The following is a 13,410-nucleotide window of genomic DNA, read 5'->3' as shown; positions in this document are numbered from 1 at the left end:
GATGACCGACGCTTCGCGGCTTCACGTGGCTCACTCTTCCCCACCACGCGTCTCGCTCGTGAGTCGCGTTGTCCTTAGCGTTTGGTTCTGTCGGCGCCCTCGTTCTCCACGGCACGGCCCTTGTGGCCTGGGTCTCACGCCCGACGGCTCGTTTAGTGAGCCGTCCGTCGCCCCCTCCTTCGTGTCGCGCGTCTCGGCGACCGCCGCATCGGCGTCTAAACCCAAGAAAGAACTCGAGAGAAGCATGTTGGAAAGAACCCGCGTAGAGAAGCAAATTGGCGATAAGACGATCATCATGGAGTCGGGCGCCCTCGCCAAGCAGGCCGCCGGCTGTGTCACCGTGCAACTCGGCGAGACGGTGGTGCTGAGCGCCGCCGCCACGAGCGACCCGCGGCCCGGCATCGACTTCTTCCCGCTGATGTGCGACTACCGCGAGCGGCACGCCGCGGCGGGCAAGTTCCCGGGCGGCTTCCTCAAGCGTGAGGGCCGGCCCACCACCAAGGAAACGCTCACCGCCCGCCTGATCGACCGTCCGATCCGCCCGATGTTCACCGAGGGATTCCAGGACGAGGTTCAGATCCAGAACTTCGTCATGGCGAGCGATCGCCAGAACGACGGCGACGTGCTGGCCATGAACGGCGCTTCGGCCTCGCTGGTTATCTCGCCCATGCCGTTCGAGGGCCCGCTGGGCTCGATCCGCATCGGCAAGGTCGACGGCAAGCTGATCCCCTTCCCCACGGCCGACGAGCTGGAGTTCAGCGAGCTCGACCTGATCGTCTCGGGCACGAAGGACGCGATCCTCATGATCGAGGGCTTCGCCCGCGAGATGCCCGAGGACGAGATGACCGAGGCGCTCATGGAAGCGCACCGCTTCATCGGCGAACTCTGCGAGATGCAGAACGAGCTGGCCGAGAAGATGGGCGTTGAGAAGGCGCCCTACACGCCGCCCGAGAGCGACGGCCTGCTCGACAAGCTCGCCGAGAAGTACCACGCCGACCTGAAGGCGGCCAAGCAGACCGAGGGCAAGCAGGACCGCGCCGACGCCGTCAAGGCGATCAAGACGGCCGCCCTCGCCGAGTTCATCCCCGACCCCGACGCCGAGGGGGCCTACACGATGGGCTCCTTCAAGACCGCGTTCCACGACCTCGAGGCCCGCGTCATCCGCGAGAGCATCCTTGAGGGCAAGCGTCCCGACGGACGCAGCGGCAAGGACCTGCGGGCGATCCATTGCGAGGTCGACCTGCTGCCCCGCGTTCACGGCTCGGCCCTGTTCCAGCGTGGCGAGACGCAGTCGCTCATCACGATCGCCCTGGGCACCGGCCGCGACGAGCAGCGTGTCGACGGTCTGCTGGAAGAGTACTCCAAGCGGTTCATGCTCGACTACAACTTCCCGAGCTTCTCGGTCGGCGAGTGCCGCCCGATCCGCGGCCCCGGTCGGCGTGAGATCGGCCACGGCATGCTCGCCGAACGTAGCGTCGGGCCCGTGCTGCCGGACCACGACGACTTCCCCTACACGATCCGCGTGATCTCCGACATCTTGGAGTCGAACGGCTCGAGCTCGATGGCGAGCGTCTGTGGCGCCACCTTGGGCCTGATGGCCGCCGGGGTGCCGATCTCCAACCCGGTCGCCGGCATCTCGGTCGGCCTCGTGAAGGAAGGCGACGACTGGACCCTGCTGACCGACATCCTCGGCGACGAGGACCACTTCGGCGACATGGACTTCAAGATCGCCGGCACGCAGAACGGCATCACGGGCATCCAGCTCGACCTGAAGATCATGGGCATCAGCGAAGAGATCATTCGCGCCACGCTCGCCCAGAGCCGCGAGGCACGGATCGAGATCCTCCGCAGCATGCTCTCGGCCATCACGCGTCCGCGTGAGTCGACCTCCGACAGCGCCCCGCGTCTCGTGCGCACGAGCATCAACCCGGAGAAGATCGGCTTGCTGATCGGCCCGGGCGGCAAGACGATCCGTGGCATCCAGGAAGACTGCGGCGTGCAGATCGACGTGGAAGAGGACGGCACGATCACGATCGCCGGCCCGGACGAGGCGACCGTTACCCAAGGCCTCGGCCGCGTCGAGGCGCTCACCGCCAAGGTGCAAGTCGGCCGCGTCTACCAGGGCAAGGTCACCAGCGTCAAGGACTTCGGCGCATTCGTCGAGATCCTCCCCGGCAAGGACGGCCTCTGCCACATCAGCGAGCTGTCGAACGACTACGTCGGTTCGGTCGGCGACATCTGCAAGGTTGGCGATCCGATGGAGGTCAAGGTGATCGCCGTCGACGAGCAAGACCGCGTGAAGCTCAGCCGTCGCGCCGCGATCGCCGACGCCGAGGGCGGTGACGAGAAGAAGGAAGAGACCGCCGAGGCGTGAGCCTGGGACGCTTCAATCGGATAGATACAAAGCCGGGTCCCGCGAGGGGCCCGGCTTTTTTCGTGCGATGGCGCCCGTTTCCCACAGGCGATCGATCGGGCTCAGTGGCGCCGCACGCGTCGTTTGAGCGCTTCGGTCGGCAGGGCGAGCACCTCAACCGCCAGGTCGGCCACGATCGCCCGGCCCTTAGTCAGCCACGCAGCGGCGAACGCCCACACGGCGACCCACTCCATCCAGAACATGAAGTTGTAGCGGTTGAACGGCGCCTTGAGGCTCGCGGGCAGCACCAGGTAAACGCCCATCGCCGCCATGCTGCCGAGGATCGCGAGGCCGCTGGCCCAATAGACGAGGTTCCGCTCGTCTTCGTGCGGCGCCTCCTCGTGGGCTTTCCACTTCCAACTCGGAAAGTGGTAGAGCGAGTAGAACGCCAGCGTGAGGAAGAACATGGCGCCGAAGGCCATGTGGGCGTAGCCGACCAGCGACTGATGATCGAGCGGGTCCTTCCCCTCGTCGAGCGGCAAGAGAGCCACGCCGATCGCCGAGACGCACCCCAGGTTGGCCGTCCAGTCCTCGACCCAGTCGTTCCCCTCGTAGCAGAAGAGGAACACTCCGATAGCCGACAGGGCGCCGACGAACACGTCGCGCATCGGCGTGTGGTAGTAGCCGCTCATGTTGTCTTGCACCTCGACGCCAAACAGCAGCCAGCCCAGCGGCCACAGGGCCAGCGGCAGCAGCAGCCCCGTCATGCCGATCGCACGGCGGACGGTCTGGTAAGAGACCAGCAACGCCCGGGTGGCATGGTCGGAGGGGTGGACTTCGTCTCGGCGGGGGAGCGGCATAGAGAGATTGTAGCGGCGGCGCCCCAGGTTCTTAAATCTGGATCCAGCCGTTTAGACAAAATCCGTAACGCCCTCGACGACTAGCCCGCTGCAAAACCGGTTCTCGAAAGAACCGGGATGCTCGTTTCGTACTGACAGCGGTTGGACGGCGTTACACTTGCTGGCGCTTGCCGAAAGATCGCAGACGCAAAGAGGCGACGACCAACGCGACGCCGCCCACGATGGCGAACGCACCGAGCACCTGGATCAGCAGCGCGCCGGCGAGCACGGGGCGCGACAGCAAGATGCCGCCGAATACGACCGACAGGACCCCGCCGAGGATCAGCCACCACTCGCCCTCGATCTGATTGCGTTCGCGGACCGCGGCGACGATCTCCAGCACGCCCGCAACGATCGACTGGATCGCGAGCAGCAGGACAAGCGTCGTGACGCCCACCACCCCGACCAACGCGGGGTGGGCCAGCACGAACAGGGCGGCGCCCACGCCGAGCAGGCCGCGGGCGATCGCCCACCAACGCGACGCAACCCAGCCCATGGCGCCGGCGAGAATCGCGAGCACGCCATCAAACAGGACGAAGACCCCCAGCACCGTGGCGAAGGCGACCAGTGTCAGGCCGGGCGTCAGCAACGCGTAACCTCCCAGCACGATCAGCATCATGCCGCGCAAAAGCGGGACCCACCACAAGCCGGCGACCAGCGAGAGCAGCTCACGCCCGGCCGGGGCGATCTGGTCCGGATCGAACGGCTGCGGGGCGTCGGCTGTCGAATCTGACATGATTGGTTGCTCGCGATCGAGAGCCGTTGCAGGGGACGAATCTTCCACTCCACAGAGCGAGTCGTCCGGCTTGCCGAGACGACGAACACGACTCAAATATAGCAACCCCAGCGGGGAACGCGAAGCAATGAGAAGCCGCCGGCTGGCTCTTCCTCAGGCCTGATTCGCCGGCTCCAACTTTAGAAAAGTGCCGATTCAAATACGGAGTCGTTCCTTGCGAGCGGCGCGCTAATCGGTGCTTGGTCGCTCGGGCAAGACTATCCACATAGCGATCCAAGAGCGATCCTTTTCGCGAGCCCAAACCGCCAACCGCAATCAACGCTTGGCCAAGCCTTGCGTCACGCGCCGGCGGAACTCGGAAGGCGTCGCTTTGAGCTCCCGCCGGAACGCGCGGGTCAGCAGCTCCGGGCGGTCGAAGCCGCAGGCGGTGGCGATGCGAGTGATCGGCCAATCGGTGTCGCACAGCAGCTCCTGGGCCTTCTGCACGCGGATGCGGCGGATCTCGTCGCGCGGGGTGCGTCCCAGGTGGCGGCGGAAGCCGATCTCCAGCGCCCGCCGACTCAGCGGGATCTCGTGCAGGATGTCACGGATCCGCAATTCGTTGGCGAAGTGCCGGCGGATGAACAAGATGGCCGCAGCCAGCATGTCGTCTTGGATCGCCACCTTGTCGGTCGACAGGCGGGTGATGATCCGCTTGGGAGGCAGCCCGACGTTCGAGTCCTTCAGCGTCTGGCCGGCCATCAGCTGGTCGAGCATCTCGGCGGCGCGGGCCCCGACTTCCTGGGGGCTCTGGTCGACGCCCGATAGCTGCGGCGAGGAGATGCGCGAGCAGAGCTCGTCGTGCTCGCCGCCGAGCACCGCGATGTCGTCCGGCACGGACAGGCCCGACTGCGAGCACGCCTCGGTGACCTGGCGCCCCTGGATCGTGTCGAACGCCAGCAGCGCGATCGGCCTCGGCAGTCCCTCCAGCCAACGCGACAGCTCGCCGAGTTGCTGCTCGCTGTCGAGCTTTTCGAACCGATCGTGATCGGGATCGAACCGCTCGCAGGGAAAACCCGAGCGGGCGATCTCCTCGGCGAAAGCGTCGCCCAGGCGGTCGTGGTAGCTCGGCCGGAGGGTCGACGCGCAGTAAGCGAACTGGCGGTAGCCGTTGTCGAAGAAATAGCGGGCCGCCATTTGGGCGGCCGCCGCCTCGTCGCAACTGCACCGCGGGATGATGTTGCCGCCGTAGCGGAACCACGACACGTTGACCGCGGGCATCTTACGCTTGATCAACTGCTCGGCGAGGCCGGGGTGGGTGATGCGGGCGATGACGCCATCGCCCCGCCAGCCGTCGGGCAGCAGCAGACGGTCGTACTTGCCGCGTGGCTCGAACGAGAAGAGCCAGTTGCGGCGGTTCGCTTTCGCGTAATCGGCGATCCCCTCGATGAGACCTGCGCCCCAGGTGGTCGCCGTGTCGATCAGCAGCGCAACGCGTTGCTGCGTGGCGGCACGGTGGGGCGTTGCGGCGCGGGCGGGAATCTTCGTTTCGGTGGCGACGATCTGATTCATAATCATCCGATTTGATGCGAGTCACTTCGCTACGACGCGTCGCCGTGCGCAAAACCTTGGGCGCTGAGCGCACGGCACACGACGGGACGGCCTGGGCAGGATAATGTGGCGGGGGCCGCTCGGCGCCCGTCGCGCCCAAGGCTTTGAACCCATCCGCTCAACAAGGAAACCCGTCCGATGCCGTTCGAGTCGACATCCCCCCTGAGCCCCGCCGCAGCACACGATTCAGCCACTCGCGCCAACAGTCCTTGGTCGCAACGGGCGATGAGTGTGCTGCCCGCGGGCGGCAACGGCGAGTTTAACCTTCCCGCGGAACTGGCGACAGTAATCCAACGTGGCGAAGGGTGTCGGCTGTGGACCGCCGACGGCCGGCGCATGCTCGATTACTCGATGGGTTGGGGCTCGGTGCTCGTTGGGCACGCGAATGTGAAGATTGTGCGCGCGGTCACAGAACGCTTGGCGATGGGCTCGAACTTCGCCACCGTGACCGACGCCTCGCTCGAATTGGCCGAGCGGATCGTCCGCATCAGCCCGGCCTGCGAGCAGGTGCGCTTCTGCGCGTCCGGCACCGAGGCGACGATGTACTGCCTGCGGCTCGCCCGCGCGGCGACCGGCAAGCCGCGGGTGATGCGATTCGAGGGCGCCTATCACGGCGCCCACGACGTGGGCGTCACGAGCATGTTCCCGCAGGCCGACCTGCCCTACCCCGAGGCCGAGCCGTCGTGCGACGGCCTGACCACGCACCTGGACGGCGGCGTGCTCGTGGCCCCTTTCAACGACGCCGAGCGGACCGCCGCGCTGATCGCCGAGCATGCGGGCGAGCTGGCCGCCGTGATCGTTGAGCCGCTGCAACGCTGCCTGCCGCCCGAGCCGGGCTTTCTTGAGGCGCTCCGCGAGGCGACGAGCCGCCACGGCGTGCTGCTCGTGTTCGACGAGGTGGTCACCGGCTTCCGGCTCGCCCTCGGCGGGGCCCAGGATCACTACGGCGTCGTCCCCGACCTCGTGGCGTACGGCAAGGCGCTCGGCGGCGGCATGCCGATCGGCGCGTTCGGCGGCTCCGCCGACCTGATGAGCCTGACCCGCGAAGACCGCAACACCGGCGAGACTTACGTCTGGACCGCCTCGACGCTGGGCGGCAACCCGCTCTCCGCCACCGCGGCGCTCGTGACGCTGGACCTGCTCTCCGAGCCGGGAGTGTACGAACGCCTGCACGGGCTCGGCCGCTACCTGCGGCAGGGGATGCGTGACCTGCTGGTCGAGCGGGAGATCGACGCACGCGTGATCGGCGAGGGCCCGCTCGCCCAGATCGCCTTCACGTCGCAGGCTCCGCGCGACTACCGCACGAGCCGCCATGAGCACAAGCAGGTCGCCCGCGAGCTGATGCTCGAGCTGTTCCGCAGTGGCGTGTTCCTCAACCCGATGGGCACCAAGCTCTACCTGTCGATCGCCCACAACGAGGCGGACTGCGACGAGTTCTTGGCCCTGCTCGGCGGCGCCCTCGACCGGGTGGTGCTCCCGCAGTTGGCGTGAGCCGCTCGGCGTTGGAGCTTACGGGCGTTCGCCCTGGACGAGCTTCTCGTTGATGCGCTCGACCACCGCGGGCAGCTCGGCGATCGTGTCGATGAGGAAGTGCGCGCCGGCTTTGGTGAGTCGTTCACAAGCCTGCACTACCGCAGCCTCACGTCTTTCGGGCGCCAGAGCGTCGAAGGCCTCGAGCGTGAGCCCCACCTCGTTGCCGCTCTGGACAACACCCACGCTCCATGCGCCGGCGTTGCGGCCGGCGGCGACTCCGGCCGGCGTGTCGTCCACCTTGACGACCGACGCCATCGGATAAACACCCAGCCGACGCGCGTTTTCCACGCAGAGCCACGGCGCCGGGCGACCGGGCGACACATCGTCAGCCGAGAGCATCACGTCCGGCGTGTAGCCCTCCCCGCAGGCGCGCTCCGCCACGGCGGCGAGCAACTCGCGGGTGTAGCCCGTGCTCGAGCCGATCTTCAGACCCATTTCCCGACACGATGCGATCGCCTCGAGGCAGCCAGGGATCAGACCCGAGTGCTCGGCGACGCAGCCCGCCTGAACCCGCAAGAAGTTCTCGTACAGGTAATCGATGTCCGACTCTTCCGACGGGCGCCCCTTCGCGTCGCGCCAGCGGGCGGCGACCTCGGGAATCGCGAGCAGCGTCTGCAGGTGGTCACGCTTGGCGCGGCCCATCGGTTGGCGGGCCTCGGCCTCGGTCACGGGGAAGCCCGCCTCGTCGAACGCCGCCAGGATGGCGGTGATCGGCGCGCGGCTGCCGTAGTCGACCGTGGTGCCGGCCCAGTCGAGCACGACCGCCCGCAGCGTGAGGGGCTCCGAGTCTTGTAGCCGCCGGGGTTCAACCTCAATCATGGATCGCCTCTGTCGTTCGTGACTTCAAGAAAGCCGGCTGTTTCGGACCGACCGGGGCGCCGCGCGCCACGCGCCGCTCGGCGAGACCAAAGGCCATCGTCATGCCGCAGCCGCCGTTGACCAGGGCAATCGTGACCCCGGGGGCCGGCTTGTGCTCGAACTCGACCCCGCCCGCCGATCGCCACGCGTACACGCCGTGCCACCGCGCCGCCAGGTCCCAATCGGGCAGAGCGAAAATCTTACGCAGCTCACGGAGCATCAGCCGGGTGATTTCTTCGTTGTCGAACGGCTCGGCCGAGCCGCCGTACTCGTGCGAGTCGCCGAGCACCACTTCGCCGAGGCCGTTCTGCGCGGCCATCACGTGGATGCCGTGCTTGTCGAGTTCGGGCGTCTCGCTTGCGATACGCTCTTTGAGCGCGGCGAGCCCGGGGCAGATTGAGAACGTGGGGTAGTGCCGCAACGTCAGGCCGCTGGCGAGCATCGGGCCGAGGCGCCACCCTTCGGGCTGGGCGCCGGTGCGCATCATCTGCAGCTTGCACTTCAGCAGGCTGGCCGTGGCGAACGCATCGGGGTAGAGCGTGGCGAAGTCGGCGCCCGAAGCGACCACCACCCGGTCGTACTCCCAGCGGCGCCCGTCGGCGGTTTGCAGCCGCGGCATGTCGATGTCGACGACCGTCGCGCCGAACTCGAGCTCAACGCCGTAGCGCTCGGCGAGCCACGCCGGGGCTACCGCAATCGCCTCGCGTGGGTCGACACCGATCTCGGTCGGGCTGGCCAACGCGCCGAGCGTGGCTTCGTGGTCGAGTGCCGGCGATGCGCGTCGCGCCTCCGCGGCGCTGAGCATACGGCAGTCGTATCCCAGGTCGGGGCCCGCTGCGGCAAACTCCTCGAGGACCCGCAGCTCGTCCTGCTGGTTGGCGACGTGTAGCGAGCCGAGCTCGTGGCCCCATGCGCCGGTTGCGTCGAGGTACTCACGCCACAGCGATCGGCTCGAGAGCGCAGTGTCGATCAACTCGGGCGCCTGGCCGATCGGCCAGACCATGCCAAAGTTTCGGACCGAGGCGCCCTGCGCGCGAGGGTCGCGTTCGAAGAGCGTGACGCTCCGCCCGCGCGCCGCTTCACGCCACGCGTGGGCGACACCCACAATGCCCGCGCCAACAACCGCCACTCGCTCCGCCATGCAACGCTCGCCTTCTCGCTGACCGATCAGTTCTCTTGCTCCAAGGCCCGTGGGGCCGCGCCAATATTCATTCAGACACGAGGGCGACACGCTCGATGTGAGCGGCGTAATGCTCGAGAGTGGGGGTCTCGAGGCCGTCGATCTTGGCCGTGTCGTCCCAGCGCCGCAGCCGCAGGGCCGACTCGTAGTGCTCGCCCGCGCGGAACGCCAAGCACTCTTCTTCGCTCATCGGGCCGCCCTGCAGGCCGAGGCTCACCCGCGAAGGCTCGCTGAGCTCCTCGTAGTAGCCCGGCTCGGTGGCGCAGAGGTAACGCTTCGAGTCGACGTGCAGTCGCACCGGTTCGAGCACCTCGGGCGGGAAACGGTCGGCCAGCCAATCGGCGCCAAGCCGTTCGTGGGCGTCGTCGACCCCTTGGTCCGGGGCGTCGTCCGGCAGGTCGTGCAGCAGGTGCCCGATGTCGTGCACCAGCGCCGCCACGATCAGCTCGCTCGAGGCGCCCTCTTCTTCGGCCAGCATGGCCGCCTGCAGACCATGCTCGAGCTGTGTTACCGCTTCGCCGCCGTAGAGCGAGTTCCCGCCAGCCCGGAAGAGCCGCAGCACCTCGGCGGAGATGGTCACGGCGGTCAATTGTTCGGTCTCGGCCATCTCGCGGCGTCGCCTTTCGCAGGGGAATCAAAAATAGCTTGTCAGTATGCCGCTAATCGAGGGGCTCGTCGTCAGCAGCGAGACACACGTGCGGCTTGATCGAAGGCGTAAGCCTATCAGCCAAGGCGCGGCCGCGAGTCACAGAGAGCGCAATTCGTTTGACGCTCTGCGCCAGATCGTGGGATTCACAGGTTCTTCATGTTAGGGCGATAGGTTCTTGCGACTCACGTATCAGCAAGACAAACCGAAGGCCGCATGTGGAGTCGATCCCCAATTCCTTGGACCGCACAAGATCACCCGTGACTCGGTGGCTCGAGCGGCGTTCGGGCGGCGTTCTGAACCTGTTCGCCATCGCCACCGCGTTCAGCGCGTACTTTTGCATGTACGCGTTCCGCAAGCCGTTCGCCGCGGCCTCCTTCGTCGGCGACGCGCCGCTGTTCTTCGGGCAACCGATCGAGCAGAAGACCTTGCTGGTCGTCTCGCAGATCTTGGGCTACGCCCTCTCGAAGTACCTCGGCGTGTGGGTCTGTTCAGAGACCGGGCGCCGCTGGCGATTCGCGATGCTGATCGGCCTCATCCTGGCGGCCGAGGGGGCGCTCGTGCTGTTCGGGCTTGCCCCCAACGGGTCGCCCTACCTGAAAGCCGCCGCGATCTTCCTCAACGGTCTGCCGCTGGGCATGGTGTGGGGGCTGGTCGTGTTGTACCTCGAGGGGCGGCGGGTTTCCGAGCTTCTGCTCACCGGCCTGAGCTGCGCCTACATCGTCGCGAGCGGCGTGGTGAAGGATGTCGGCCGGGCGGTGCTGGCCGGCGCCGACTTCCCGCTCCCAACGCCCGAATCTTGGGGGCTGGCGCTGCCGAACCCGCTGCCTCCGGTCGGGGAGTACTGGATGCCGGCAGTCACCGGGGCTTTGTTCTTGGCCCCGTTCGTGTTGTCGACCTGGTTGCTGGAGCAGATCCCCGAGCCGACCGATGCCGACCGGGGCGCCCGCACGGCTCGTGAGCCGATGGGGCACGCGGCCCGGCGTCGATTCGCAAGTCGATACGCCACGGGCATTTGCGCCGCGCTCGCGGCCTATTTTCTGCTCACGGCGTTCCGCGACTACCGCGACAACTACGTGGTCGAGATCTTCACCCAGCTCGGCTACCAGTACGACGCCCACCGCTCGATCGTTTCCAACGCCGAGTTGTTTGTCGCCTTCGGGGTGATGGCGGTGTTGTCGCAGCTCTACCGCATTAGCGACAACCGCCGCGGGCTGGTCGCCACGTTCGGCGTGATGACCTTGGGGCTCGTCATGGTCGCCGCGGCGACGCTGTTGCTCGACCTCGGGCTGCTCAGTGGCTTCTGGTGGGTCACGCTCATCGGCCTGGGCGCCTACCTCGCTTACGTCCCGTTCGGCTCTGTGCTGTTCGATCGTGTGATCGCACAAACCGGATTCGTCGGCACGGCCGTCTTCGGCATCTATCTGGCCGACGCGGTTGGCTACACCGGCAGCGTTGCGTTGCAACTCGGCAAAGACCTCACGGTGCGCGGCGCCACGGAGTTGGATTTTTTGCGGATGCTCGCTTACGTGCTCGGCACGATTGGGGCGGCGGGACTGATTTTCAGTTGCGTCGCCTTCATGCGGCAAACCAAGGGTTCAGCGGCTGCAGAGATCCTGTCGGGCCCACCGGCGGGGGTTAAGCCAAGTGTCGAATCGATTTGAGCGATGCGCATGGCGTCAAATTTAACGTTCAGAAACCGTGAAGATTCCCTGCTTGTCGGGATTTCGACACTGCGACTCATGCGTTCTTCACATTGCGCAAGGAAAGTCTGTCAGGCGTCGGAGATCGGACCCCTTGGCGGGTCGCAACGATCGTGCTGAGCCGGCGCCGGGGGACCGACAGAGTCCTCCGGCCGGCTCGCTCCCGAGCGCCGCATCACGTGAACCACGACCCCTTTCGAACCCGTCCAAGGAATGTCTGATGAAGCGACAACACTGGTTTTTGTTGTGCCTAGCGCTGACGGCGACGGCCGCCGCCGACGCCCGGGCGTTTGATTTCAGCTCGGTTTTGCTCGAAGAAGACTTCGAGAGCCTCGTGCTGGGCGAATCGGTGAACGTGCGTCGCGCGACCATCGCCTCGCCCGTCACCGAGCTCGCCACGGCCCCGAACACCTCGGCCATCCCCAACGCCTTCACGCACACCGGCCCGACCGGCTGGGCCGTCGACAACACGCTCGGCACGTACCTCGGCGCCCCCACCTCGGGCAACACGGGCGTCCCCGGCCAGGGCGTAGCCGACTACGGCGTCGACGAATGGGAAGGCTGGAGCTTCGCCGACAAGGACTTCTGGGTGCGGGCCGCGGGCGGTCAGGACCGCGAGTTGTTCGCCGGCGCCTCGGGTAACGTTGCCGTGGTGGACGGCGACGAGTACTTCGACCTCGGCGATCCGGACGACGCGGTCAACGGCGGCTACTTCAACTCGGGCCTGAAGAGCCGCAGCGTGGCGGTCGACACGACGGTCGGCATCCAACTGCAGTTCAACAGCAGCTGGCGCGCCGAGGCCTTCGACGACGGCCACAAGAACCCCGCCTTTAACGACACGAACAACCAGTCGGTCGAGATTTACGCCCTGGTAGACGGCAGCACCTTGATGCCGATCGACAGCTGGGACTCGCAGGAGTTCCTGGACGAGGCCGAGACCACGCCCAACCCCAGCTTCAAGGGCGACAACGTCGACGAGGTGCTCACTTACAACCTGTTCACGGCTTTGTCGCCGGAGCTGTCGGGCGCCAGCTCGGTGGAGATCGTCTTCAACTACGCCAACGCCGCCAACGACTGGTGGTGGGCGATCGACAACGTGCAGGTCGCCAGCCTCGACGGCGGCGGTCTGCCGGTGAACGCCTACCTCGAAGACTTCGAGGGCGTGACGCTCGGTGACAGCGTCAACGAGCGCGACGGCTTCCCGATCGTCAAGCGTGCCGGTGACGACGCCGAATCCGCCCCCATCGCCGACGCCTACACGAGCGCCCAGCCGACCGGTTGGGGACGCGAGTTCGAGCACCCCGTCAAGGGTGACGACGACCTCGGCGCCTTCGAGTTCGAGGGCTGGAGCTTCGCCTCGCAAGACTTCTGGGGCGAGCTTGGCAGCGGCCGCGCCGACTTCATCGACGGCGAGGGCACCGTGGCGGTCGCCGATGGCGACGTTTGGGACGACGTCGGCGACCCCGAGTCGCAGGGCGAGATGCAGACGATGTTTGAGACCCCCGCGATCGACATCTCGGGCCTCGACGCTGAGCAGCAGCTGGTTCTCGAGTTCGCCTCGAGCTGGCGTGAGGAAGACAGCCAAGCGGCCATCGTGACGGTCGACCTCGGCGCCGGCCCGGTCGAGATCCTCCGCTGGGAGTCGAGCGGCGGCGATGAGAACTACTTCAAGGAAGACGCCCTTAGCGAGAAGGTCTCGCTGGTCGTCGATCCTCAAGGCGCCTCGACCGCGACCTTCGCGTTCTCGTACGTCGGCACGAATGACTGGTGGTGGGCGATCGACAACGTTCGCGTTGGAGCCGTTCCCGAGCCGAGCTCGCTGATGCTGGTTTCGCTGGCGGCTCTCGGCCTGGTGGGCCGTCGTCGCAACGGCTCAGCCTCGTAACGACACCTCAGGGCAGCAGTCCCCCGC

Annotated in this window: 10 protein-coding genes; 4 read left to right on the top strand and 6 right to left on the bottom strand. The window is 66.8% G+C overall.

The annotated features are described in order from the left end of the window. The first annotated feature begins 244 nt into the window (after positions 1 to 244). Positions 245 to 2,374 (top strand): polyribonucleotide nucleotidyltransferase, encoded by a 2,130-nt coding sequence (locus tag Mal64_RS15620; RefSeq protein ID WP_146401920.1) that lies wholly within the window; start codon positions 245 to 247, stop codon positions 2,372 to 2,374. A gap of 101 nt (positions 2,375 to 2,475) precedes the next feature. Here Mal64_RS15620 and Mal64_RS15615 read toward each other — a convergent pair whose 3' ends face one another. From Mal64_RS15615 to Mal64_RS15605, 3 genes are all read right to left on the bottom strand, one after another. Beyond that, the gene (locus tag Mal64_RS15615) at positions 2,476 to 3,213 is read right to left on the bottom strand and encodes a hypothetical protein (protein WP_146401918.1); all 738 of its coding nucleotides are present in this window, start codon (positions 3,211 to 3,213) and stop codon (positions 2,476 to 2,478) included. 151 nt (positions 3,214 to 3,364) lie between these two features. Then, on the bottom strand, positions 3,365 to 3,988 hold the full coding sequence (locus Mal64_RS15610; protein ID WP_146401916.1) for an HdeD family acid-resistance protein: 624 nt from the start codon (positions 3,986 to 3,988) through the stop codon (positions 3,365 to 3,367). Positions 3,989 to 4,303: 315 nt separating this feature from the next. Next, positions 4,304 to 5,545, bottom strand: a complete 1,242-nt coding sequence (locus Mal64_RS15605; RefSeq protein WP_146401914.1) for an AraC family transcriptional regulator — start codon at positions 5,543 to 5,545, stop codon at positions 4,304 to 4,306. A gap of 258 nt (positions 5,546 to 5,803) precedes the next feature. On the opposite strand from Mal64_RS15605, the gene Mal64_RS15600 reads away from it, so the two are divergent. Next, complete coding sequence (locus Mal64_RS15600; protein WP_197525807.1) at positions 5,804 to 7,069, top strand: aspartate aminotransferase family protein; 1,266 nt, start codon at positions 5,804 to 5,806, stop codon at positions 7,067 to 7,069. 18 nt (positions 7,070 to 7,087) lie between these two features. On the opposite strand, the gene phnX is transcribed toward Mal64_RS15600, so the two are convergent. The 3 genes from phnX to Mal64_RS15585 all read right to left on the bottom strand — a co-directional run bounded on the left by phnX (position 7,088) and on the right by Mal64_RS15585 (position 9,756). Next, complete coding sequence (gene phnX / locus Mal64_RS15595) at positions 7,088 to 7,930, bottom strand: phosphonoacetaldehyde hydrolase (protein WP_146401910.1); 843 nt, start codon at positions 7,928 to 7,930, stop codon at positions 7,088 to 7,090. Next, the gene (locus Mal64_RS15590) at positions 7,923 to 9,110 is read right to left on the bottom strand and encodes a TIGR03364 family FAD-dependent oxidoreductase (protein ID WP_146401908.1); all 1,188 of its coding nucleotides are present in this window, start codon (positions 9,108 to 9,110) and stop codon (positions 7,923 to 7,925) included. The genes phnX and Mal64_RS15590 overlap by 8 nt, the downstream gene beginning before the upstream one ends. A 67-nt stretch (positions 9,111 to 9,177) precedes the next feature. After that, positions 9,178 to 9,756 carry a phosphonate degradation HD-domain oxygenase gene (locus Mal64_RS15585; protein WP_146401906.1) on the bottom strand — a complete coding sequence of 193 codons (579 nt, stop codon included), beginning with the start codon at positions 9,754 to 9,756 and terminating at the stop codon, positions 9,178 to 9,180. 299 nt (positions 9,757 to 10,055) lie between these two features. On the opposite strand from Mal64_RS15585, the gene Mal64_RS15580 reads away from it, so the two are divergent. Continuing rightward, complete coding sequence (locus tag Mal64_RS15580; protein ID WP_146401904.1) at positions 10,056 to 11,459, top strand: DUF5690 family protein; 1,404 nt, start codon at positions 10,056 to 10,058, stop codon at positions 11,457 to 11,459. A 259-nt stretch (positions 11,460 to 11,718) separates the two neighbouring features. Next, positions 11,719 to 13,383 carry a PEP-CTERM sorting domain-containing protein gene (locus Mal64_RS15575; RefSeq protein ID WP_146401902.1) on the top strand — a complete coding sequence of 555 codons (1,665 nt, stop codon included), beginning with the start codon at positions 11,719 to 11,721 and terminating at the stop codon, positions 13,381 to 13,383. Positions 13,384 to 13,410 lie beyond the last annotated feature (27 nt).

Origin of the sequence: Pseudobythopirellula maris (assembly GCF_007859945.1) — a bacterium.
GTDB lineage: Bacteria > Planctomycetota > Planctomycetia > Pirellulales > Lacipirellulaceae > Pseudobythopirellula > Pseudobythopirellula maris.
The sequence above is the reverse complement of the archived record's forward strand: the minus strand, read 5'-3'. Positions and strand labels throughout refer to the sequence as shown.